The sequence below is a fragment of the Polaromonas aquatica genome (genome assembly GCF_042659145.1).
In the GTDB taxonomy this organism is placed as follows: domain Bacteria; phylum Pseudomonadota; class Gammaproteobacteria; order Burkholderiales; family Burkholderiaceae_C; genus Polaromonas; species Polaromonas aquatica.
This window is the reverse complement of the sequence record NZ_JBHSRS010000084.1, coordinates 724824-748557: the sequence shown is the minus strand read 5'-3', so window position 1 is coordinate 748557 and position 23734 is coordinate 724824. Positions and strand designations below refer to the sequence as shown.

The window sequence follows — 23734 nt, the reverse complement described above, 5'->3', positions numbered from 1 at the left end:
CTGGAGTAATTATTTGAAATCGTTTGCTTTTGTTTTTCCCGGTCAGGGCTCTCAATCAGTGGGCATGCTGGATGCCTGGAGCGACCATCCCGTTGTTGCTCAAACGCTGGCGGAAGCCTCTGACGCGCTGGGCCAGGATGTGGCCCAATTGATAAAGGATGGCCCCAAAGAGGCGCTGGCCCTGACGACCAACACGCAGCCCGTGATGCTGGTGGCGGCAGTTGCGGCATACCGGGTGTGGATGGCCGAAACGGGTGTGGCGCCTGCGGTGGTGGCCGGGCACTCCCTGGGTGAATACTCCGCGCTGGTAGCCTCCGGCGTGTTGACGCTGGCGCAGGCAGCGCCGCTGGTGCGCTTCAGGGCGCAGGCCATGCAGGACGCGGTGCCTGTGGGCGTCGGTGCGATGGCTGCCATCCTGGGGATGGATGCTACAAAAGTGATAGCTGGTTGCGCAGAAGCTACGGCGACCTTCGGCCAAAATGCCTCTGAAATAGTGGAAGCCGTCAATTTCAACGACCCGGCACAGACCGTCATTGCTGGCAGCAAGGCGGCGGTAGACAAAGCCTGCGAAATCCTCAAGGCCAACGGCGCCAAGCGCGCCTTGCCGCTGCCGGTTTCCGCGCCTTTTCATTCCAGCCTCATGAAACCTGCTGCTGAAAAGCTGAAGGAAAAGCTGACGGGCGTGCAATTTGCCGCGCCGCAGATCCCTGTCGTCAACAATATCGATGTTGCGGTGGAGGTCGATGCCGACCGTATCCGTTCCGCGCTGTACCGCCAGGCGTTCGGTCCGGTGCGCTGGGTTGAATGCATACAGGCCATCAAGGCGAGGGGCCTGACCAACATTGTTGAGTGCGGGCCAGGCAAGGTGCTGGCAGGCATGGTCAAGCGGATTGATACTGAATTGACGGGCGCGCCCCTGTTTGACCCGGCCTCGCTGGCTGAAGCGAAGGAGATACTGGCATGAGCGAAATAAAGTTTGAAGGACAGGTTGCGCTGGTTACCGGCGCCTCGCGCGGCATAGGCGCGGCGATTGCACTGGAACTGGCCCAAAAAGGCCTGAAAGTGGTTGGTACCGCGACCAGCGACGAGGGCGCGGCCAAAATCTCGCATACCCTGGCGGCATTTCCGGGCTGCTCCGGCAGGAACCTGAATGTGAACGATGCAGCCGCGGCCGAAGCGCTGATTGACAGCATTGTGAAAGAACATGGCGGCCTGCAGGTGCTGGTCAACAATGCCGGCATCACCCGCGACATGCTGGCCATGCGCCTGAAAGACGACGACTGGGACGCGGTGCTGGACACCAACCTCAAGGCCGTGTTCCGCATGAGCCGCGCCGTGATGCGCACCATGATGAAGCAGCGTTACGGCCGGATTATCAGCATCACGTCCGTGGTTGGAGCCTCCGGCAATGCCGGGCAGTCCAATTACGCGGCGGCCAAGGCCGGTGTGGCGGGCATGACGCGGGCACTGGCGCGCGAGCTGGGTTCGCGCAATATCACGGTCAATTGTGTGGCACCGGGTTTTATCGAGACCGACATGACGGCCAGCCTGCCCGAAGAGCAGCAAAAGGCACTTCTGGGGCAAATTCCCCTCGGGCATCTTGGCAAACCCCAGGACATTGCGCATGCCGTGGCTTTTGTGGCCAGCCCGCATGCCGCTTACATTACAGGCCAGGAAATTCACGTCAACGGCGGCATGTACATGTAGCCGTGACCCCGGTCGGCTGTACCGGCCCTGTCAGTTTCACAATAGCCGTAAGTTGACAGTGGTAAAACACAGCAAATGCTAAGCAAATCGACGCCGGTTTTTATCCGTCCGGCCCGATGCGTAGGGACACAACTCTAACGCGGTAAAATCACGGATTAATTTACAACCCTCAGAGGGAACTATGAGCGATATCGAAGCACGTGTTAAGAAAATCATTGCCGAACAACTCGGCGTGGAAGAAGGTCAAGTTACCAATGAAAAAGCCTTTGTGGCCGATCTGGGCGCTGACTCGCTTGACACCGTAGAACTGGTCATGGCTCTGGAAGACGAGTTTGGCATCGAGATTCCGGACGAAGACGCCGAAAAAATCACGACCGTCCAGAACGCGATCGATTACGCCAACACCCATCAAAAGGCTTGATTGTCCGGGCCTTAGTGCCTGTGGATTTGCCATCATCAAACCTGAAAAGCCATTCACGGCCTTTTCAGGTTTTTTTCAGGATCACTGAATGAGTCGTCGTCGTGTCGTCGTGACAGGTCTGGGTTGTGTCAGCCCGGTGGGTAACAGCGCAGCTGAATCCTGGGATAACCTTGTTGCCGGGAAATCCGGCATTGACCTGGTCACGCAGTTTGATGCTGCCAGCTTCGCCTGCAGGTTTGCCGGCGAGGTCAAGGGCTTTAATATCGCGGACTACATCCCCGAAAAAGAAGCCCGTCACATGGACCGCTTCATCCACCTGGGGCTGGCGGCCGCATGCCAGGCCGTCGCTGACAGTGGCCTGCCCACAGGCGATGCGCTTGACGGCGAGATGGCGACACGCATCGGTTGCAATATCGGTTCGGGCATAGGCGGTTTGCCCATGATCGAGGACATGCATACCGAACTGGTCAATCGCGGCCCGCGCCGGATTTCCCCGTTTTTTGTGCCGGCGTCCATCATCAACATGATCTCCGGGCATGTCTCGATCAAGTTTGGATTCAAGGGACCCAACATTTCGGTTGTGACGGCCTGTACCACCGGCCTGCACGCGATCGGCCTGTCGGCGCGCATGATCGAATATGGCGACTGCGACGTGATGGTGGCCGGCGGCGCCGAGTCCTGTGTGTCGCCTTTGGGCGTAGGCGGTTTTGCCGCCGCCCGCGCCTTGTCAACACGCAATGACGATCCCAAAACGGCATCACGGCCATGGGACAAGGACCGCGACGGCTTCGTGCTGGGCGAAGGCGGCGGTGTTGTCGTGCTCGAAGAATACGAACACGCCAAGGCGCGCGGCGCGAAGATTTATGCCGAAGTCATAGGCTTCGGCATGAGTGCCGACGCGTACCACATGACGGCACCGGACATTGATGGCCCGCGCCGCTCCATGGTGATGGCACTGAAAAACGCCGGCGTCAATGCGGACGAGGTTCAGTACCTCAACGCGCACGGTACTTCCACGCCGCTGGGCGACCTGAACGAAACCAATGCCATCAAGGCTGCCTTTGGCGACCATGCAAAGAACCTGGTGGTGAGCTCCACCAAGTCGATGACCGGGCATTTGCTGGGCGGTGCCGGCGGTATTGAGTCCGTATTCACGGTGCTCGCCCTGCATCACCAGAAGATTCCGCCCACGATCAATATCTTCAACCAGGACCCCGAATGCGACCTGGATTACTGCGCGAACACGGCGCGGGATGCCAAACTTGAAATCGCGGTCAAAAACAATTTCGGATTTGGCGGCACCAATGGATCCCTGGTGTTCAAACGCGTCTGACGCGTGTTGATGTTCTGTCCTGGTCCCTGTTCCGGTCACTCAAGATACCAACCGCTTTGATCACGCACAACGCCCCGCCGGTTGTCTATCCGCTGGGGCGTTCTCGTTTTCAGGGCTGGGTGTTGGTGGCTTTGTGGTGTGCCGGCCTGCTGCTGGCATTGTTCTGGTTCTACGCGACGCGGCAACTGGACTGGCGAATGCTTCTGGCGGGAACCGCCATTGCGGTCGCGGGAGCGGCTGCCTGTATAGGCTGGAAAAATGCTCCCACCGGGCAACTTGCATGGGACGGTCAGTGCTGGCGCTGGGAAAGCCCGGGCTACCAGACCGGTATTGCAGAGCAGCAGCTTTCTGTCATTGCCGACTTCCAGCACCTGCTGCTTCTCAGGATCGAGAACCAGGCGCATGCCAGCCTGTGGCTCTGGGCAGAGCGGTCGGCCATGCCTGAGCGCTGGCTGGATTTGCGGCGGGCGGTGTATTCCCCGCAGCGCTCGCCTGCGCGCGCTGTGGCAGTATCGGGCCATGGGCAAATTGCTGATACCGCGCAAATAAACCGATGACTGCCGACGTGACACCTTCGCCGGGCGAAAAAGCCGTCGACAGCGATGCCGTGCTGGTCGAGCGCACGGTTGCGGGCGACCAGAAAGCCTTTGAGCTGCTGGTCATCAAATACCAGCGGCGCATCCAGCGCCTGATAGGGCGCATGGTCCGCGATGTGGATCTGGTGGAAGACATTGCCCAGGAGACCTTTATCCGGGCCTACCGGGCGCTGGCGCAGTTCCGGGGTGAGGCCCAGTTTTACACCTGGCTGTACCGGATTGCGGTCAATACGGCCAAAAAGTCCCTGATGGACCTCAAGCGGGACCCGACTGTTTCGGAAAATTCCTTTAAATCGGGGGACGATGATGAAACTTCCCCGCTGGAAAACGAACTAACGAGTTCCGAAACGCCGGATGCGGTGCTGGCAAGCAAGGAAATTGCGGAGATGGTCAATGCGGCCATGGAGGCTTTGCCCGAAGAGCTCCGCCAGGCGATTACCTTGCGGGAAATCGAAGGTCTGAGCTACGAAGAAATCTCGGAGGCCATGAATTGCCCCATAGGTACGGTGCGGTCCCGGATCTTCAGGGCGCGCGAGGCGATTTCGGAAAGGGTTAAACCCCTGCTGGAAAGTCAGTCGGGGAAACGTTGGTAAGTGCACCGCAATGCGACAGAACCAGACAGCCACCATGATTCTCAATCAAACCAATAAATCCCCGCAGGCCCTGGTGCCAGTGAACCGGTGACGCGAGTAAAACCATGAACACCATGAAATCCTCTACACAAACCTGCGAACTCCTTTCTGCCCTGGCCGATGGTGAACTGGGCCGTGAGGAAATCTCCGTTGTGCTCCAGTCTTGCCGGCAAGATGAGGCGGTGGTGGCCAACTGGAATGCCTATCACCTGATCGGCGATGTCTTGCGCTCGCCCGCACCGGCCAAACGGGGCGCCGACATGGCTTTTCTTGATCGCCTGAACCAGCGTATTGCGCAGGAGAAAACGCAGGCGCCGCCAGCCGCTGCCGAAGCGCCAACTGTCGGCAAACTGGCCCCTGGCCTGATTCGCCATCGCGCCCCGGCGGCCAATGACGGCAGTTTCCGCTGGAAGCTGGTCGCGGGTTTTGCCTCGATGGCAGCGGTCGCCACCATTGCCTGGAATGCCGCAGGCCAGCTGGGTTCTTCCCCTGCGCCGCAACTGGCCCAGGGGCCGTCGTCGCAACAGCAGCAGGTGATCGTGGCTTCGCCGCAGGGACCCATGGTGCGTGATGCGAGGCTGGAGGAGTTGCTGGCCGCGCACCGGGAACTGGGCAGCACGTCGGCCCTCCAGGTGCCCTCGGGCTTTTTGCGGAACGCCACTTTTGAGACGCCGCAAAACACCGGGCGTTGAGCCGTGATTAACGTGGCGAGCCTTCCATAACCATGAATTCCAAGCCTTTTAGCCTTCTGGCCGCCGTTGCATCGGCGCTGCTTGCTATGAATTACGTAGCGGCCCAGGTGCCTCCGCCGGTGCCTGCCCAGGCCTCGTCCGGTACTGCGGCGGAGGCCAAAAGCATCAACGACTGGTTGATGCGCATGCATGAGGCCTCAAAAAAGCAGGCATATATCGGGACCTATGTGGTGTCCTCCGGCGGCACCATCTCGAGCGCCAAGATCTGGCATGTTTGCGAAGGCAACCAGCAGATGGAGCGGGTTGAAACGCTGACGGGTGCACCTCGCTCCATCTTCCGGCATAACGACCGGGTCGTGACTTTCATGCCGGACCATAAAGTGGTGCGCAGCGAAAAACGCGAATCGCTGGGCCTTTTTCCCGAGCTTTTGCAGTCGACGGACAGTCGCATTGCCGATTTTTACAAGGTCAAGCGGGAAGGTGCTGATCGCGTAGCGGGCGTCGAGGCAGACATCGTGGTGCTGGTTCCCCGGGACACCATGCGTTTCGGCTACCGCGTCTGGACCGAGCAAAAAAGCGGCATGGTCGTGAAGCTGCAGACCCTGGATACCGACGGCAAGGTGCTTGAACAGGCCGCGTTTTCGGAGTTGCAACTCGACGCGCCCGTCAAGATAGACAAGCTCCTGCAGATGATGGGCAAGGTGGACGGCTACCGGGTGGAGAAACCCGTCCTGGTCAAAACTTCGGCCAGCGCCGAGGGCTGGGTACTGAAGGCCCCTGTCGCCGGCTTCACGCCCATGAGCTGCTACAAACGCCCCGCGGCTCCCTCCGCTTCCCAGGGCGGAGATGAGCCCCTGCAGTGGATTTTTTCTGATGGCCTCGCCTCGGTTTCGCTCTTTCTTGAGCCCTTTGACCGCCAGCGCCACGACAAGGAGTCCAGCATGTCCATGGGAGCGACCCAGACCATGACCAGGCAACTGGGCGCCTATTGGCTGACCGCCATGGGGGAAGTGCCCATGGCTACCCTCAAGCTCTTTGCCAATGGGCTGGAGCGGAAAAAGTAAGGCGACTCCCGCCTCCGCACCGAGTCGTTGATTTCCCGGTGGGGATGTTGTGGGCGCTGACCTGCGTCTCCATCTATAGTTCGCTTGCCTGATTACCAATATTTACGACGAGGCCGATGATGCATGAATTGAACCTGAAACCACTGCGCTCCTGTCTTGCTGCGGGACTGCTGGCGCTCGCCGCAGCGGGCGCCGTCCTGCCTGTCAGCCCTGCATGGGCCCAGGCCCGTGCCTTGCCTGACTTCACCGATCTGGTCGAGCAGGTGGGCCCTTCAGTGGTGAACATCCGGACCTCGGAGAAAGTCAAGGCCGCCGCCGCGGGCGGGGTTGACGAGCAGATGCTGGAGTTTTTCCGGCGCTTTGGCATTCCGGTTCCACCCAACCTGCCGCGTGCCCCGCGCGGAGACCGCAGCCAGCCGGACGAGGACCAGCCGCGTGGCGTGGGTTCCGGCTTCATTCTTACCGCAGACGGTTTTGTGATGACCAACGCCCACGTGGTCGAGGGCGCCGATGAAGTGATCGTCACCCTGACCGACAAACGCGAGTTCAAGGCCAAAATCATAGGGGCCGACAAACGTAGCGACGTGGCCGTCGTCAAAATCGAGGCGACCGGTTTGCCGGCCGTGAAAATCGGCGACATCAACCGCCTGAAAGTGGGCGAATGGGTCATGGCCATAGGCTCGCCGTTCGGCCTTGAGAACACCGTGACGGCCGGTATCGTGAGCGCCAAGCAGCGCGACACCGGCGATTACCTTCCCTTCATCCAGACCGATGTGGCCATCAATCCGGGCAACTCGGGTGGCCCTCTCATCAACATGCGTGGTGAAGTTGTGGGCATCAACAGCCAGATCTATTCACGCTCCGGCGGTTTCCAGGGGATTTCATTTGCTATCCCGATTGACGAGGCGGCGCGCGTGTCTGACCAGTTGCGCAGCACCGGCAAGGTCACACGCGGACGCATAGGCGTTCAGATCGAGCAGGTCAGCAAGGATGTGGCCGAATCCATTGGCCTGGGCAAGCCGCAGGGGGCGCTGGTCAGGGGTGTCGAGAGCGGTGCGCCTGCAGAAAAAGCCGGCATTGAAGCCGGCGACATCATCATCAAGTTTGATGGCAAGCAGATTGAAAAATCCAGCGACCTGCCGCGCATCGTCGGCAACGTCAAACCCGGCACCAAGGCCGTGGTGACTGTGTTCAGGCGCGGCAGCAGCAAGGACCTGTCGGTGGTCATCGCTGAAGTGGAGGCGGACAAACCGGCCCGCAAAACCTCGGCCCCTGAGGTCAAGCCACCGGTAGCCGGCCCGGCGCAAGTGTTGGGCCTTGCGGTGAGCGAGTTGTCCGAAGCGCAGAAAAAGGAGCTCAAGGTCAAGGGCGGCGTCAAGGTCGACACAGCCGAAGGCGCTGCAGCCAGGGCCGGGTTGCGGGAGGGTGATGTGATTGTGGCGGTGGCCAACTCTGAAGTGACGAGTGTCAGGGAGTTCGATGCGGCACTGGCGAAAGTGGACAAGTCCAAGCCTGTCAATGTATTGTTCCGGCGCGGTGAGTGGGCACAGTACGCACTCATTCGACCCGCACGCTGATGGCTGTTGTGCATCGTGTTTCGGACGAAGCAGTGTCCCGGACCATTTGATGAATGCGTCGCCGAAGGCAGTTGAGGCGGACCCCCATACCCAGCTTGGGTTGGGGGTTTTTCCTGACGGGACAGCTTTTTTGGGCCTTCAGAAAAATATATTTTAAAAATAAATGGGCTCAAGATTGTTAGTGATTACTGACATTTGGTCTGAGTGAGTGGCGAATTTGGTTAGAATGGGGGAAGTTTTTCGCGATGTTTTGATATATCAGGATCATTGCAAACCTCAATTCACGCCCAATTCAATGTATTCATGGCTGATCCACAGATCACCCACAAGTTGTCCAGAGTTGTTCAACTGAATTTGTGAATAAGTTGTGTATAAGATTCCTGTTGCTAGCCTGCAACGACAAAAATATGGGCATTTTGGGACTGTTGGCTTCCGGCTTTTTGCCTACAATGAAGTTTCCAACTATCGCAGTTGCCATAGATTGTTGGTTCAGGGCGCGTCGCAATCGACGCGCCCTTTTTTATGGTCCATTGCGAATGACGCGTGTCTCTTCGCAATACTTTCAAGTACTTAGGCGTTCTCGTTGATGAATCACATCAGAAATTTTTCGATCATTGCGCACATTGATCACGGCAAGTCCACGCTCGCGGATCGACTCATCCAGCGATGTGGTGGCTTGCAGGATCGCGAGATGAGTGCGCAGGTGCTTGACTCGATGGACATTGAAAAAGAGCGTGGGATAACCATCAAGGCACAGACCGCTGCGCTCAAATACAAGGCACTCGACGGCCAGGTCTATAACCTCAATTTGATCGACACACCGGGCCACGTTGACTTCTCTTATGAAGTGAGCCGTTCGCTGTCTGCATGTGAAGGCGCGCTGCTGGTGGTTGATGCAAGCCAGGGCGTTGAAGCGCAGACCGTTGCCAACTGCTACACCGCACTCGACCTCGGCGTTGAAGTTGTGCCTGTGCTCAACAAGATGGATTTGCCGCAGGCTGATCCCGAGAATGCCAAGCAGGAAATTGAAGAGGTCATCGGCATCGACGCGACCGACGCCATCCCCTGCAGTGCCAAGACCGGCATGGGCATCGATGAAATTCTTGAGGCGGTCGTTGCAAGAATTCCGCCGCCCAAGGGCAATCCGGATGCAGCGCTGCGCGCGATGATCATCGACAGCTGGTACGACGCTTATGTGGGCGTGGTCATGCTGGTGCGCGTCGTCGATGGCCGGCTCGCCAAGGGTGACCGCATCAAGCTGATGGCCAGCGAGGCGATGTACAACGCCGAGCAGTTGGGTGTCTTCACGCCGCATACCGAACCGCGGCCGGCACTTGAAACCGGCGAAGTCGGTTTTGTGATTGCTGGCATCAAGGAACTCCAGGCGGCGCGCGTGGGGGATACCGTCACCCTGATCAAGGGCGGGACGGGTGGTGCGGCTTTCACCGCGACGGAGGCGCTGCCCGGCTTCAAGGAAATCCAGCCCGCGGTGTTCGCCGGCCTGTACCCGTCGGAAGCAAGCGAGTACGAGTCGCTGCGCGACGCACTGGAAAAACTCAAACTCAACGATGCGTCACTGCACTACGAGCCTGAGGTCAGCGAGGCGCTTGGTTTCGGTTTTCGCTGCGGCTTCCTGGGTTTGCTGCATATGGAGATTGTCCAGGAGCGGCTCGAACGTGAGTTCGACCAGGATCTGATCACGACCGCGCCCAGCGTGGTCTACGAAGTGCTGCAGGCCAATGGCGATGTCATCAAGGTTGAGAATCCCTCGAAAATCCCGGATGGCGGAAAAATCAACGAGATTCGCGAACCCATAGTGACCGTGCACCTGTATATGCCGCAGGACTATGTGGGCGCCGTCATGACGCTCGCCAACCAGAAGCGCGGCATCCAGCTGAACATGGCCTACCACGGCAAGCAGGTCATGCTGACCTACGAAATGCCGCTGGGCGAGATCGTGTTGGACTTCTTTGACAAGCTCAAATCGGTGTCGCGCGGCTACGCGTCCATGGACTACGAGTTCAAGGAGTTCCGGGCCTCCGATGTGGTGAAGGTGGACATCCTGCTCAACGGCGACAAGGTGGACGCGCTGTCCATCATCGTGCACCGCAGCCAGTCGGCCTACCGCGGGCGGGCCGTGGTGGCCAAGATGCGCGAGATCATTGCCCGCCAGCAATTCGACGTGGCGATCCAGGCCGCCATAGGTGCCAATATTATTGCGCGTGAGACAATCAAGGCGCTGCGCAAGAACGTGATTGCCAAGTGCTACGGTGGCGATATTTCGCGCAAAAAGAAGCTTCTCGAAAAACAAAAAGCGGGTAAAAAACGCATGAAACAAATCGGTTCAGTGGAAGTGCCTCAAGAAGCCTTTCTTGCAATCCTGCAGGTAGAGGACTGACACATGCATCCCGGCGTCCGGTATTCCCTGCGCCCTCCATCCCGACTTAACTGAATTTCTGGAACCCCCCAAATGCGCAATTACATGAGTTCAATCACCGCCGTCGTACTGGCCGCGTTTGTCGCTTACGGCGCTGCCTGGTATTTTGGTGCGGTGGAGGGCAACTTTGCGCTGCTGCTGTTCCTGGCCACCGTGGTTACCGGCATTTATTGGCTCGCCGAACGCTTCTACTTTTTGCCGCAGCGTCGCCAGGCGGTTGCGGCGCTGGAAGAAAACGCTGCCAAACGCCAGGCCGAACTGACCAAAATGGGCATCCACAAGGTGGATGACAACACCAGCGAAGCGAAAACCCGGCTCATCATGCAGCCCTGGTGGCTGGACTGGACGGCCGGTCTGTTCCCGGTGATCCTGGTGGTGTTCCTGCTGCGCTCTTTCCTGTTCGAGCCCTTCAAGATTCCTTCGGGCTCCATGATCCCGACATTGCTGATCAACGACCTGATCCTGGTCAATAAATTCCACTACGGCGTCCGCCTGCCTGTCATCAATACCAAGATACTGGACAACCACACCCCGCAGCGCGGCGATGTCATGGTGTTTCGCTACCCACCCCAGCCCAGCCTTGATTACATCAAGCGCGTGGTGGGCGTGCCGGGTGACGAGGTGGCATACCTGAACAAGAAACTGACGATCAACGGGAAGCCCCTGAGCAAGAGCCCGCTGCCCGATTTTTTTGACGAAGACTCCATGCGTTATGCCAAGCAGTTTGAGGAAGTGACGGGCAGCAAGCATTACCGAATCCTCAATGACGACGACAGGCCGGCCTTTATTCCGGGCACCGAGGACTTTCCTTTCAAGGAAAATTGCCGTTACAGTAGCGAGGGCGTGGTTTGCAAGGTCCCTGAAGGGCAGTACTTCATGATGGGTGACAACCGCGATAATTCGCTGGACTCGCGCTACTGGGGTTTTGTGCCGGACAAGAACATCGTGGGCAAAGCCTTTTTTGTCTGGATGAACTTCGGAAATCTGAAACGTATCGGCTCTTTTGACTGATAGGGTCATTGCGGCACCTTCCACTGGTTCCGCTCACCTATCGACATGCCTTGGGATTAGCAGGAGGAACGCATGAATATGAAGCAACGTGGTATTTCGTTTATCGGTGTCTTGTTTGTTGTCGGCGTACTTGCGTTTGCCGGTGTCATTGCGGCCCAGGTATTCCCCACATTGATCGAATTCCAGGCTATCACCAAAGCGGCGAGCAAGGCCAAGGAAGGCGCTTCCGTGCCTGAAGTGCGCAGCATCTTTGACAAGGCTGCGCAGATTGACGACATCAAATCCATTTCCGGAAAAGACCTTGAGATCACGAAGGAAGGCGAAAAGACCGTCGTGGCTTTTGCGTACAACAAGGAAATCCACATCGGCGGCCCTGCGTATTTGCTCCTCAAATACACCGGTCGCTCCAAGTAAGTGAGAGCCAGTGCCGCTTTGAGCCCCAACCTGTCGGCGTTGCAAAAACGCCTGCAGCACGACTTTTCCAATCCCAGGCTGTTGCTGCAGGCGCTGACGCACCGCAGCTTTTCATCGGACCACAACGAGCGTATCGAGTTTCTGGGGGATTCCGTTCTCAACCTGGCGGTTGCCGGCCTGCTCTATGAGCAGTTAAGCGAGCTTCCTGAGGGCGACTTGTCGCGGGTACGGGCCAACCTGGTCAAGCAGGATACCTTGCACAAGCTGGCGGTTGAACTGGGCTTGCCCGACATGCTGCGCCTGGGCGAAGGCGAGGCCAAGTCGGGCGGTCAAAAACGCCCTTCGATACTGGCTGATGCACTGGAAGCTGTGATTGGCGCGGTCTATCTTGATGCGGGGTTCGATCCGGCGTCCCAATTGGTGCGGCGCCTGTTCAAAGGGGTTGAAATCAACCCCCGCATGCAGGCGATAGGCAAAGACCCTAAAACGGAATTGCAGGAATGGCTGCAAGGCCGCAAAATGAACCTGCCCATCTACAGGGTGGTCGGCACCCAGGGCGCGGCCCACAAACAGACCTTTGATGTCGAGTGTGAGATTGCGGAATACCGCCGGGCCGAGCGCGGCATAGGCGGTTCCCGGCGTGCAGGTGAACAGGCCGCCGCAGCGGCCATGCTGGCTTTTGTCAAAACACTCGACGCCTGAAGCCTGGCGCCTGACGCAGGCTGCAGTTCCAATGACTCAACTAAATGGCAGATTATGACTACCGGTAAAAAAAGCCCTCCCAAAAAGCCCGCGGATACCAGCGAGAGCGACCAGGGCGGGGCGGCGCAGGCATCCCAGCAGCAATCGCTGGATGCCATGCTGGCCAAGGCGCTGTCGGTGCGCACCAGTACCGAGCCGGCGGCCGATGCGCCACCCGCGCCACCCGTCGAGAGCCAGCGTTGCGGCCTGATCGCGATTGTCGGCAAGCCCAATGTAGGCAAGTCCACGCTGCTCAATGCGCTGGTCGGTCAAAAAATCAGCATCACCTCGCGCAAGGCGCAGACCACGCGCCACCGCATCACGGGTATGCGCACGGTCGACACCACCCAGTTTGTGTTTGTCGATACGCCCGGTTTCCAGACGCGGCACGGCAATGCGCTCAATCGCTCGCTGAACAAAACAGTGGTCGGCGCCGTCAATGACGTGGACTTGATCATTTTTGTGGTCGAGGCCGGGCAGTTCAACCTGGCAGATGCCAAGGTGCTGTCGCTCCTGCCCGAAAAAACGCCGGCCATCCTGCTGGCCAACAAGTTTGACCTGATACACCGGCGCGCCGAGATTGCACCCTGGCTGCGTTCCATGCAGGAGCGCCATAACTTTGCCGAGTTTGTGCCCATGTCGGCCAATAACGCCAAAGACGTGGAGCGGCTCTTCGGCATTTGCGAGAAATACCTGCCCATGCAGCCGTGGATGTACGGCGCGGAAGAACTGACTGACCGCAGCGACCGTTTCATGGCGGCCGAGATCATCCGCGAAAAACTCTTTCGCCTGACCGGCGACGAGCTGCCCTATACCTCGACGGTCATCATCGACAAATACGAGGAAGAGGGCAACCTGCGCAAGGTCGCCGCCACCATCGTTGTCGAGCGTGACGGCCACAAGGGCATGATCATTGGCGAAAAGGGCGAAAAACTCAAACGCATAGGCACGGAAGCCCGGCACGAACTGGAAACGCTCACCGGTGCCAAGGTGTTCCTGGAAATCTGGGTCAAGGTGCGCTCGGGTTGGGCCGATGATGAAGCCAGGGTAAAGACGTTCGGGTATGAATAAGCCCCCACGGTCGCTCACTTCGTGTAGCTTCCGAGGCCTTGCAGGCCGCGGCTCGCGAGACGCTTCGCCTCTGTCGCCCGTCCAAGCCTGCGCAGGCAGGCTTGGAGCCGCGGGCTCCAGCCCCTCGGGGGCCGCTGCGCCTGCGGACTGGCGAAGCCAGTTCCGCGGCCCCTGCTTGCATTTGGGCTACGGTTTTTTTGCCTGACGCCTCATCGTGGCTACTAAACGTATATCTGACGAACCCGCGTATGTCCTGCACCGCTACGACTGGAGCGAATCCAGCCTGATTCTTGAGGTGTTCACCCGCAGTTACGGCCGGGTTGCGCTGATCGCGCGCGGTGCAAAAAAGCCCAGCTCCAATTTCAGGCCCATTCTTTTGCCCCTGCAGCCCCTGCACATTGCCTTTGGCGGGGACGCTGAAATCCGCATGCTCAAGGGTGCGGAATGGCAGGGTGGCCATGTCATGCCTACGGGTGATGCCCTGTTGTCGGGTTATTACCTCAATGAATTGCTGATGCGTTTGCTGGCGCGGGATGACCCGCACCCGGCGCTGTTTGACGCTTACGCCGCCACCGTGCAACTGTTGGCCAGCCAGAGCATAGACACGCTCCAGGTGGCGCTGCGTGCCTTTGAGTTGCGCCTGCTTCGCGATATCGGGCTGCTGCCATCGCTGGATGCGCAGACTGGAACCCTCTCAGAGCTGGAGCCCGACACCCAGTACGTGTTGCTGGCCGAGGCTGGCCTGCGCGAAGCCCATGACGACGACCGGGCCAGCATGAGCGGTACACAATGGCAGGCTTTGCAGGAGGCGCTGGACGGCGACGCTCCCTTTTCAGACACCATGCATGCCTGTGTCAACAGCCTTCCCGAACTCAAAGCCCAGTTGCGGGTCTTGCTGCACTACCATTGCGATGTGAAGGTCCTGAAAACCCGGCAGATGATGCGGGACCTGCAGGCTTTTTAAACAGTGCTTTACCCAACCTCTGTAAAAACCATGACCGCAGACCAGCACCCCAACCATCCCAGCGCCAGGACGGCCCTGTCCGTCAATGTCAACAAGGTCGCGCTGCTTCGCAATACCCGCCATCTCGGCATCCCCGATGTAGTCAAGGCGGCCAGCCTGTGCCTGGAGGCCGGCGCCCAGGGCATCACGGTGCACCCGCGCCCTGATGAGCGTCACATCCGCCGTGACGACGTGTACGAGATTTCCGCCATGATGAAGGACTGGCCCGGCCGCGAGTTCAATATCGAGGGCAATCCTTTCCACAACCTGATGGAGTTTGCGCATGACCTGTCGGCACGCGGCCTGCCGCTGCACCAGTGCACCTTTGTCCCCGACAGCGAAGACCAGTTCACCAGCGACCATGGCTGGAGCTTCCCGCAGGATGCCGAACGCCTCAAACCGCTGATCGAACAGGTGCATGCGCGTGGCGTGCGCGTCAGCCTTTTCATGGACCCGGACGCACAGGCCATGGCCGCCGCCAAGGCCGTAGGCGCAGACCGTGTGGAGTTCTACACCGAGAGTTATGCCAGGGCCTGGCCCGGACCGGGGAAAAACAAGGCATTAAGCCGTTTTACCGAGGCCGCACGGGCAGCCGTGGCCATAGATCTGGGCGTGAATGCCGGCCATGACCTGAACCGGGACAACCTCACCGAGTTTTTGCGTGCGGTTCCCGGCGTACAGGAAGTGTCCATAGGCCATGCGCTGGTTGCCGACGCACTGGAACTGGGCTACGAGGCCACGGTGAAAGACTATTTGCGCTGCATCGATGAAGCGTTTACCCGCGCGTGAGTATGCCCTGTCCATCTTTTTTGGCGGACGGCCAACGGCCGCAGCGTCGGGCCGCCCCAAGCAAGGCCAGCCCTCTCGGGGGGCATCCTTCGACAAGCTCAGGACGAACGGGGTCCATCGGCGCAAAGCGTGGGGGCCATCTCCGATGATTTACGGCATCGGGACAGATATTTGCGACGTACGGCGTATTCGCGCCAGCCTGGAGCGTCACGGCGAGCGTTTTGCCCGCAAGATCCTGAGCGACGGTGAGCTTGTCACCTGGAAAGTCCGCTCCGCCCGCTGGCCGGACCGCGGTGTCAGCTACCTGGCCACGCGGTTTTCGGCCAAGGAAGCCTTCAGCAAAGCCATAGGCATGGGCATGCGCATGCCCATGACCTGGCGTTCCTGCGAAATCGCCAAGGCAGCCAGCGGCAAACCCGAAATCGTGCTGCACGGCGCGCTCAAGGCCTGGTTTGAAGAACGCAAGCTCAGCGCCCATGTCACTGTGACCGATGAAACCGATTACGCCGCCAGTTTTGTGGTTGTAGAGAAAAATACACTCTAGCCACCGCCCATGCTGCGCAAGCAGCTATTAATTTAATAGTATTTCAAACCCTGTCTTCTTATGACCCAGCACGCTCCCCTCATCATCGACATCGCAGGCCTGGCCCTGAGCAAGGCCGACCGCAAGCGCCTCAAGCACCCGCTTGTCGGCGGCATCATCCTGTTTGGCCGCAACTGGCAGGACCGCCGGCAGCTTGCCGAGCTGTGCGACCAGATCAAAAGCATACGCAAGGACCTGCTGGTCTGCGTTGACCACGAAGGTGGCCGCGTGCAGCGTTTTCGCAATGACGGCTTCACCCACCTGCCGCCCATGCGTGCGCTGGGAGAGCTGTGGATCAAAGACCAGCTTGCAGCTACCAATGCGGCCACCGCCTGCGGTTATGTGCTGGCTTCCGAGTTGCGCAGCTGCGGTGTGGATTTCAGCTTTACGCCGGTGCTGGATCTTGATTACGGCGAAAGCAGCGTCATCGGCGATCGTGCTTTTGGCCGCGACCCGCGTGTGGTCACCCTGCTCGCCAAAAGCCTGATGCACGGCCTGCTGCAGGCCGGCATGGCCAATTGCGGCAAACATTTCCCCGGCCACGGCTTTGTAAAGGCCGACTCGCACACGGCCATCCCGGTTGACAAACGCAGCCTCAAGGCCATCCTGGCCGACGATGCTGCGCCTTATGAATGGCTCAACACCACGCTGACCAGCGTGATGCCGGCGCACGTGATTTACCCCAAGGTGGATGCGCGCCCGGCCGGTTTTTCAGAAAAATGGCTGACCTTTATCCTGCGCGGTCAGCTTGGTTTTGGCGGTGCGATTTTCAGCGACGACCTGAGCATGGCCGGTGCGCGCCTGATAGACGGCGAGCAGGTCAGCTACACCCAGGCCGCCGTGACCGCGCTGAATGCCGGCTGCGACATGGTGCTGCTGTGCAACCAGTCGGTGGGCGATGGCAAGCCGGTGGATGAGTTGCTGGACGGCATGGCCGAGGCGTTGCTCAAAGGCCGTTGGGAGGCGCTGGAGTCCAGCGAGATGCGCCGGCTGGAGCTGCTGCCAGCAAGGCCCGCCCACGGCTGGGACGACCTGATGCTGCAACCGGCCTACATGCATGCGATGGGGCTGATTCCCTGAACTTTTGCCAGCATGAAGGGCTGTTGATTTGCTATTGATTTAATAGCTGGTTGCGCGCATATCTATTGGGCCTCGGGTCATTTTGATGCTCAAAAACACGGTTTTGAGGTAAAAAATGACTTTTGGAAGCCTGCGGGTGGCCTTCAGATCACCCGTACGCGAATCACATGCGCCACCGCCTCAATGGCGGCCACCACATGGTCGCCGGGCGAGGTCTCGACGTCGATGATGTTGAAGGCCAGCTCGCCGCGGCTTTTGTTCATCATGTCTATGACGTTCACCTTTTTTTCCGCCAGCACCGACAGTACGTCGCCAAGGACACCTGAGACGTTGTCATTGGAAAAGGTGATGCGGGTGGTGCCTGCCGTGCGGCCCATGTTGACATTGGGGAAATTCACCGAATTCACGATGTTGCCGTTTTCCAGGTAATCCATGAGCTGGTTGGCGGCCATCACGGCGCAGTTTTCTTCAGACTCCTCGGTGCTGGCGCCTATGTGCGGCGTGGCAATGACTTTTGCGTGGCCGAGCAGGGCGGGTTCGGGGAAGTCGCAGACGTATTTGCCGAGTTTGCCCTTGTCCAGGCTGCGTTTGACGGCCGCCGAATCGACGATGGTTTCGCGGGCGAAGTTGAGCAGCACGGCGCCGGTCTTGACCAGGCCCAGCGCATCGTCGTTGATCAAATGGTGCGTGGCGTCCATGGCCGGTACGTGCAGCGAGATGTAGTCGGCACGGGTCAGCAGGGATTGCAGGTTTTCCATGCGGCTGACTTCGCTGGACAGACGCCATGCAGCATCGATGGACAGCGCCGGGTCAAAGCCCACCACCTTCATGCCCATGGCCAGGGCCATGTCGGCGACCATGGAGCCAATGGCGCCCAGGCCCACAATGCCCAGGGTCTTGCCCTTGATCTCACCGCCGGCAAACCGGGTCTTTTCCTTTTCCAGCAGGGCGGCCATCTCTGCCGCATCGCTCATGGCCGTCAATGAGTTCACATAGGCCATGCCCGGCAGGATGCCGCGCGTGGCCAGCAGCATGCCGGCCATCACCAGTTCCTTCACAGCATTGGCATTGGCGCCCGGTGTATTGAACACCACGATGCCCTGCTTGCTGTACTGCGCAACCGGCACGTTGTTGACCCCGGCCCCCGCGCGCGCGGCGGCCAAAAGGGATTTGGGCACTTCCACATCCTGCAGTTTCTGGCTGCGCAATAAAAATGCATCGGGTTGCCCGATGTCACTGCCCACTTCATATGCCTGGCGCGGAAAACGATCCAGTCCCTTGACAGAAATCTGGTTGTAGGTTCTGACCTTGTACATATTCAGCGACTCCTGGCGGGTAACTGGGTACGACGCCCTGGCAAGAGCGCCGCAGAAGGCAGGGTAACAGGCTGCGTCTAGGCGCGAACCTGTTCGTAGGCCCAGGTCAGCCAGGGCATCAGCGCCTGCAGGTCGGCCTTCTCTACCGTTGCACCGCACCAGATGCGCAGTCCGGCAGGTGCGTCCTTGTAGGCGCCTATGTCGTAGGCCACGCCTTCGGTTTCCAGTAGTTTGGCCATCTTCTTGACCTGTTCTTCCGTCAGCTTCAGGCTCAGGCAGACGCTGGTGTTGGAGCGGGTGGCCTTGTCCTTCGCCAGGAAGGAAATCCAGTCGTTGGCGGCGCAGAAGTCTTCTATGACCTTCAGGTTGGCTTCGCTGCGGGCGATGGTGCCCTTGACGCCGCCAACGCTTTCCGCCCATTGCAGCGCGTCCAGATAGTCCGCCACGCACAGCATGGACGGGGTGTTGATGGTTTCGCCCTTGAACAGGCCTTCGGAGATCTTGCCGCCGGACTTCATGCGGAACACCTTGGGCATGGGCCAGGGCGGGTTATAGGCCTCCAGCCGTTCAACAGCGCGCGGGCTCAGGATCAGCATGCCGTGGCCGCCTTCACCGCCCAGCACTTTTTGCCATGAATAGGTGACCACGTCGAGCTTGTCCCAGGGCATGTCCATGGCAAACACGGACGAGGTGGCATCGCACAGGGTCAGGCCGGCGCGGTTCGCGGGAATCCAGTCGCCGTTGGGCACCTTGACGCCGGAGGTTGTGCCGTTCCACACAAACACCACGTCGTTGTCAAAATTGACTTTGGAGAAGTCGGTGATGTCACCATAGCCGGCATGGAGCACATTGGTATTGGGCAGCTTGAGCTGCTTGACGATATCGGTCACCCAGCCGGCGCTGAAGGATTCCCACTCCAGAACGTCCACGCCGCGCGGGCCCAGCAGTGACCACATGGCCATTTCTATCGCGCCGGTGTCGGAGCCGGGGACAACAGCCACCCGGTAGCCTTCGGGAAGGCCGAGGATGCGCGCGGTCTCGGAGCAGGCCAGACCCAGCGCCTTTTTACCCAGCGCGGAGCGGTGCGAACGGCCCAGCACGTCGAGCTGCAGCTTGCTCACGTCATAGCCGGGGCGCTTGGCACAGGGGCCTGAAGAGAAATTGGGGACTTTGGGTTTGACAGACGGTTGCATGGCTATCTCTGTTGGGGGACAAAAGAAACTGGAATGACGCGGCAGGGGGCCGGTCAAAATCATTGTAGCAACCGGTTTTTGGGGTGCTAACGTGGGGCTTGTGGGGTCGCCCGGGCGCGGGTTCAGGTCCTGGCCGGCCAGTCGAGTTTGCCCGCCGCATCCACATGGGTCAGGTAGACGCGCAGGTCAAACTCGTACTGGTGGTAGCGCGGCTCCATGTGGGTGCAGAGCTGGTAGAAGGCCTTGTCGTGTGCCTTTTCCTTGATGTGGGCCAGCTCGTGCACCGTGATCATCCTCAGGAACTCCTCGGGCACTTCCCTGAACAGCGTAGCCACGCGGATCTCGCGTTTGGCTTTCAGTTTGTTGCCCTGCACCCTGGATACGGTGGTGTGGGTGCCCAGCGCATTGGCGATGACGTGGAGTTTGCTGTCGAATGCGATTTTGGACAGCGGCTCCGAACTGCGCAGGAACTTGTCCTTGAGCGCCATGACGTAGTCGTAAAGCGCCTTGTCGGTCCGCACGCCGTGACCATGCGGGTACTTTTTGAGCAGCATGTCGCCCAGCCTGTCCTCTGCCTGCAGCTGCTGCACCTGTGCCTTGAGGCTTTCCGGATAGCCTGTGAGGTATTTCATGGTGATGTCGGGCATGCCTGCAGTGTTCTTGCGGGTGAATTGGCTACTATCAAATTAATAGCTGCTTGCGCCCATTCCACGGTGGCCAAAGCCATAAAAGGCTTCGAAAACCGGAAAAAATACGTCCAGAAGGCGCTTCAAGCTTCCCTGCGCAACGCCGGGAACAGGATCACGTCGCGGATGCTGGGGCTGTCGGTCAACAACATCATCAGGCGGTCTATGCCCACGCCGCAGCCGCCGGTGGGCGGCATGCCGTATTCCAGCGCGCGTATGAAGTCGTGGTCATAAAACATGGCTTCGTCGTCGCCGCTGTCCTTGGCTTCGACCTGGGCGTTAAAGCGCGCGGCCTGCTCTTCGGCGTCGTTCAGTTCGCTGAAGCCGTTGCCGAATTCGCGGCCGGTGATGTAGAGCTCAAAACGCTCGGTGACTTCGGGCCGGCTGTCGTTGGCACGCGCCAGCGGCGAGATTTCGGTCGGGTGTTCCATGATGAAGGTCGGCTGCCAGAGCTTTTCTTCCACCAGTTCCTCAAAGTACAGCACCTGCAGGCTGGCCAGCGAACGGCTGGACAGGCGGTCCTTTTCCTCGTTCATGCCGAGTTTCTTGAGGGCGTTGGTCAGCCAGACGGTGTCGTCCACGTGGTCACCGGCCTCGGTGTGCTTGAGGATGGCTTCGCGAATCGTCAGGCGTTCAAAAGGCTTGCCCAGGTCAACCTCCTTGCCGCCGTAGCTGAGTTGCAGCGAGCCGCAGACCTTTTGCGCCACATCACGGATCAGCGATTCGGTGAAGCTCATCAGGTCGGAGTAGTTCCACCACGCCGCGTAGAACTCCATCATGGTGAACTCAGGGTTGTGGCGCACGCTGATACCTTCGTTGCGATAGCTGCGGTTGATCTCGAACACGCGCTCGAAACCGCCAACGATCAGGCGCTTGAGGTAGAGCTCGGGCGCAATGCGCAGGAACATTTCCTGGTCCAGCGCGTTATGGTGCGTCTTGAAGGGCTTGGCATTGGCGCCGCCCGGAATGGGGTGCAGCATGGGCGTTTCGACTTCCAGGAAGTCGTTGGCCACCATGAACTCGCGAATGCCGCTGACGGCCTTGCTGCGCGCCATGAAGCGTTTGCGCGCGGCCTCGTCCATGATCAGGTCCACATAACGCTGGCGGTACTTGACCTCCTGGTCGGCCATGCCGTGGAACTTGTCGGGCAGGGGGCGCAGGCTTTTGGTCACCAGGCGCAGGCTGCTGGCGTGGATAGACAGCTCGCCGGTCTTGGTCCTGAACAGCGTGCCGGTGGCGGCCACGATGTCACCCAGGTCCCAGTGCTTGAAGGCGCTGTGGACGGCTTCGCCCACACCTTCGTTGTTGATGTAAAGCTGGATGCGGCCGCCGGAGGGGCCAAAGGATGCGTCCTGCAGGGTGGCAAAACTGGCTTTGCCCATCACGCGTTTGAGCATCATGCGGCCGGCAACGCTGACCTTGATCCCCAGTGGCTCCAGCTCTTCATTGGTCTTGTCGCCGTATTCGGCGAACAGGGCTGCCGCACGGTGCTCCGGCTTGACGTCGTTGGGGAAGGCAATGCCCGCGCTGCGCAAGGCCTTTAGCTTTTCGCGGCGCTCGATGATGAGCTGGTTTTCATCTTGCGGGGCGGGGCTGGTAGCGGGCGCGTTCGTGGTCATGGGCTTGGATTCTTATGCTCGGATGGGTTGATCGAAAAGTCACACGTAAGGGCATTGCCCACAGCCTGCGGGGGCGACGGCAGATGCCTGCAATCCGGCCGGGTCAGCTTGGCCGGAATGTGACTTAAGCGCATTCAAAGCCCTGATTTTAGTTTTTTACGGGAGCGCTTTGGCTTTTATGTGTGTGGAGCCTTGTTTTAAGGCCGGATAATCCGGGTCATATGTATTTGCGCGCTGGCGTCTTTTCCCTGGGTTTATTGCTGCTTAGCCGCGTGCTGGGGCTGCTTCGGGAGTCCGTGCAGGCCGCAGCGTTTGGCTCCAGCGGCATGGGTGACGTGGTGATTGTCATGTTTACCCTGCCAGATTTGCTGGTGGGCATTTTTCTCAGCGGCGCTCTGGCTTACGTGCTGCTACCCCATTGGGCCCAGCAAGGTGCTGCCGAACAGAACGCCAGCCAGAAAAAGGTGGCGAAAACCCTGATCGCGGCCGGCGTAGTGCTGGGTTTGGCGATCTGGCTGCTACAGGACTTTCTGGCGCAGGCACTGGCACCAGGCCTGAAGGGTGACATGAAGGCGCTGGGTGCCTCGTCCCTGGTCTGGAGCGCTGTTGTATTGCCGCTGGCCATGCTGGCAGCCCTGTGGACCACACGATTGCAACACGAGCGTGACTTTATTGGCATGTATGCCGGCAATTTGCTGTTCAATTTTGTGCTGGTGGCTGCCCTGCTGCTGGTTGCGGCGGGGGCCATGGGGGCAGGAGCTACGGCCGGCCTGGGCCTGTTTCTGGTGTTGGCCATGCTTGCGCGCCTGGGCTGGCTTGGCTGGCGCCTGCGAAGGGATTTGGTGCCGGTAGCGGGCCCAATTAAAGGGGCCGGAGGGATGGAGTTACCCAAGGCCAGCGTCTGGATCTGGGCGGGACTGTCTTCTGGCTTGCTGTTGCTGCTGCCTCTGGTGGGGCGCAGCATTGCGTCGCAAGGCGGCGAGGGCGCGCTGGCGAGTTTTAACTACGCCTGGAAGCTCGTCGAACTGCCGCTGGTACTGGCGGTGCAACTGGTCGCCAGCCTGGCGTTTCCGGCCATCACCCGCACCGAGACCGGCACCCCGGAGCGAGAGAGGGCGCTGCAACTGGCTTTTTCGCTGGCCTGGGCGCTGGCTTGTGCTGCCGTGGCTGTAGTTGCGACGTTTTCCCTGCCGCTGGCCGGGCTGTTGTTCGGCTGGGGGCGTATGGGAGCAGACAAGCTCGAAATCATCGCCCAGTGGAGCGCGATCGGGGTCTGGTCCCTGTTGCCGCAGGCCCTGATTGCCGTGTTGCTGACCGTGATGGCCATTTCGCAACGCATGCATGTGGCGGTCTGGGCCTATGTCGCAGGTTTGCTGGCACTGCTCATGCTGGGCTGGGCCGGTGCCGGTGAGCATGATGGGGCGGCAAAAGGGGCTGCAGTCATGTGGATGCTGGACGCCGTGCTGGCGGCTGTGGCCCTGGTGCTGCTGGTGGCTGAACGCAAAAGCCTCCGGCGGACTTTTCCGTGGCTGGCCTGCCTTGTGCCCTTGCTGGCATCGCTCTTGCTCATCTCGTTGAAACCCCTGTTTGCTGCCCTGAGCCTGCAATTAATTATGATTCTGTGTTGTGTTTATGGTTTGCTGGTCGTGGGCAGTGCCGTGTTGGCAAGTCCGCTGTTGCGGGGCTTGCTGTTTGAGCGGCTTGGGCGAGGGGCGTTCCCCGTCAATTCTTGAGCGCCGTGCAAGCAAGCCGTCACCAGACTTTATTCT

Annotated in this window: 23 protein-coding genes; 19 read left to right on the top strand and 4 right to left on the bottom strand. The window is 59.6% G+C overall.

Going from position 1 to position 23734, the window contains the following annotated elements:
• The first annotated feature begins 13 nt into the window (after positions 1 to 13).
• The 18 genes from fabD to nagZ all read left to right on the top strand — a co-directional run bounded on the left by fabD (position 14) and on the right by nagZ (position 17151).
• Positions 14 to 964 carry an ACP S-malonyltransferase gene (gene fabD, locus ACFQND_RS24825; protein ID WP_371438719.1) on the top strand — a complete coding sequence of 317 codons (951 nt, stop codon included), beginning with the start codon at positions 14 to 16 and terminating at the stop codon, positions 962 to 964.
• Positions 961 to 1707 (top strand): 3-oxoacyl-ACP reductase FabG, encoded by a 747-nt coding sequence (gene fabG, locus ACFQND_RS24820; protein ID WP_371438718.1) that lies wholly within the window; start codon positions 961 to 963, stop codon positions 1705 to 1707. Before fabD ends, fabG begins: the two co-directional genes overlap by 4 nt.
• Before the next feature lie 181 nt (positions 1708 to 1888).
• Positions 1889 to 2128, top strand: a complete 240-nt coding sequence (acpP, locus tag ACFQND_RS24815) for an acyl carrier protein (RefSeq protein WP_007873885.1) — start codon at positions 1889 to 1891, stop codon at positions 2126 to 2128.
• Positions 2129 to 2216: 88 nt separating this feature from the next.
• Positions 2217 to 3461, top strand: a complete 1245-nt coding sequence (gene fabF / locus ACFQND_RS24810; protein WP_371438717.1) for a beta-ketoacyl-ACP synthase II — start codon at positions 2217 to 2219, stop codon at positions 3459 to 3461.
• Between the two features lie 56 nt (positions 3462 to 3517).
• A complete protein-coding gene (locus ACFQND_RS24805; RefSeq protein WP_371438716.1) occupies positions 3518 to 4018 on the top strand; it encodes a hypothetical protein in 501 nt (166 codons plus the stop codon).
• On the top strand, positions 4015 to 4650 hold the full coding sequence (rpoE, locus tag ACFQND_RS24800; protein WP_371438715.1) for an RNA polymerase sigma factor RpoE: 636 nt from the start codon (positions 4015 to 4017) through the stop codon (positions 4648 to 4650). Before ACFQND_RS24805 ends, rpoE begins: the two co-directional genes overlap by 4 nt.
• A gap of 104 nt (positions 4651 to 4754) precedes the next feature.
• Positions 4755 to 5381, top strand: a complete 627-nt coding sequence (locus ACFQND_RS24795; protein WP_371438714.1) for a sigma-E factor negative regulatory protein — start codon at positions 4755 to 4757, stop codon at positions 5379 to 5381.
• A gap of 32 nt (positions 5382 to 5413) precedes the next feature.
• Entirely contained in the window at positions 5414 to 6445 is a 1032-nt protein-coding gene (locus ACFQND_RS24790; RefSeq protein ID WP_371438713.1) for a MucB/RseB C-terminal domain-containing protein, read from the top strand.
• Positions 6446 to 6564: 119 nt separating this feature from the next.
• Positions 6565 to 8022 (top strand): DegQ family serine endoprotease, encoded by a 1458-nt coding sequence (locus ACFQND_RS24785; RefSeq protein WP_371438712.1) that lies wholly within the window; start codon positions 6565 to 6567, stop codon positions 8020 to 8022.
• A gap of 586 nt (positions 8023 to 8608) precedes the next feature.
• Entirely contained in the window at positions 8609 to 10420 is a 1812-nt protein-coding gene (lepA, locus tag ACFQND_RS24780) for a translation elongation factor 4 (RefSeq protein ID WP_371438711.1), read from the top strand.
• 84 nt (positions 10421 to 10504) lie between these two features.
• A complete protein-coding gene (lepB, locus tag ACFQND_RS24775; RefSeq protein ID WP_371438710.1) occupies positions 10505 to 11470 on the top strand; it encodes a signal peptidase I in 966 nt (321 codons plus the stop codon).
• Positions 11471 to 11542: 72 nt separating this feature from the next.
• Positions 11543 to 11884: a DUF4845 domain-containing protein gene (locus tag ACFQND_RS24770; RefSeq protein WP_371438709.1), complete on the top strand. Its 342-nt coding sequence runs from the start codon at positions 11543 to 11545 to the stop codon at positions 11882 to 11884.
• Between the two features lie 18 nt (positions 11885 to 11902).
• Positions 11903 to 12586: a ribonuclease III gene (rnc, locus tag ACFQND_RS24765; protein ID WP_371438708.1), complete on the top strand. Its 684-nt coding sequence runs from the start codon at positions 11903 to 11905 to the stop codon at positions 12584 to 12586.
• 156 nt (positions 12587 to 12742) lie between these two features.
• Complete coding sequence (era, locus tag ACFQND_RS24760; protein WP_371438837.1) at positions 12743 to 13696, top strand: GTPase Era; 954 nt, start codon at positions 12743 to 12745, stop codon at positions 13694 to 13696.
• Between the two features lie 214 nt (positions 13697 to 13910).
• On the top strand, positions 13911 to 14660 hold the full coding sequence (gene recO / locus ACFQND_RS24755) for a DNA repair protein RecO (protein WP_371438707.1): 750 nt from the start codon (positions 13911 to 13913) through the stop codon (positions 14658 to 14660).
• Between the two features lie 30 nt (positions 14661 to 14690).
• On the top strand, positions 14691 to 15488 hold the full coding sequence (locus tag ACFQND_RS24750) for a pyridoxine 5'-phosphate synthase (RefSeq protein ID WP_371438706.1): 798 nt from the start codon (positions 14691 to 14693) through the stop codon (positions 15486 to 15488).
• Between the two features lie 145 nt (positions 15489 to 15633).
• A complete protein-coding gene (gene acpS / locus ACFQND_RS24745; RefSeq protein WP_371438836.1) occupies positions 15634 to 16032 on the top strand; it encodes a holo-ACP synthase in 399 nt (132 codons plus the stop codon).
• A gap of 60 nt (positions 16033 to 16092) precedes the next feature.
• Positions 16093 to 17151 (top strand): beta-N-acetylhexosaminidase, encoded by a 1059-nt coding sequence (gene nagZ / locus ACFQND_RS24740; RefSeq protein ID WP_371438705.1) that lies wholly within the window; start codon positions 16093 to 16095, stop codon positions 17149 to 17151.
• Positions 17152 to 17294: 143 nt separating this feature from the next.
• Here the strand turns inward: nagZ and ACFQND_RS24735 are convergent, their stop codons facing one another.
• The 4 genes from ACFQND_RS24735 to lysS form a co-directional block, all read right to left on the bottom strand.
• Positions 17295 to 18467 carry a 3-phosphoglycerate dehydrogenase family protein gene (locus ACFQND_RS24735; RefSeq protein WP_371438704.1) on the bottom strand — a complete coding sequence of 391 codons (1173 nt, stop codon included), beginning with the start codon at positions 18465 to 18467 and terminating at the stop codon, positions 17295 to 17297.
• A 77-nt stretch (positions 18468 to 18544) separates the two neighbouring features.
• Complete coding sequence (locus ACFQND_RS24730; RefSeq protein ID WP_371438703.1) at positions 18545 to 19660, bottom strand: phosphoserine transaminase; 1116 nt, start codon at positions 19658 to 19660, stop codon at positions 18545 to 18547.
• 122 nt (positions 19661 to 19782) lie between these two features.
• Positions 19783 to 20292, bottom strand: a complete 510-nt coding sequence (locus tag ACFQND_RS24725; protein WP_377414974.1) for a YgjP-like metallopeptidase domain-containing protein — start codon at positions 20290 to 20292, stop codon at positions 19783 to 19785.
• A 137-nt stretch (positions 20293 to 20429) separates the two neighbouring features.
• A complete protein-coding gene (lysS, locus tag ACFQND_RS24720; RefSeq protein WP_371438701.1) occupies positions 20430 to 21965 on the bottom strand; it encodes a lysine--tRNA ligase in 1536 nt (511 codons plus the stop codon).
• 221 nt (positions 21966 to 22186) lie between these two features.
• On the opposite strand from lysS, the gene ACFQND_RS24715 reads away from it, so the two are divergent.
• Positions 22187 to 23698: a lipid II flippase MurJ gene (locus tag ACFQND_RS24715; RefSeq protein WP_371438700.1), complete on the top strand. Its 1512-nt coding sequence runs from the start codon at positions 22187 to 22189 to the stop codon at positions 23696 to 23698.
• Positions 23699 to 23734 lie beyond the last annotated feature (36 nt).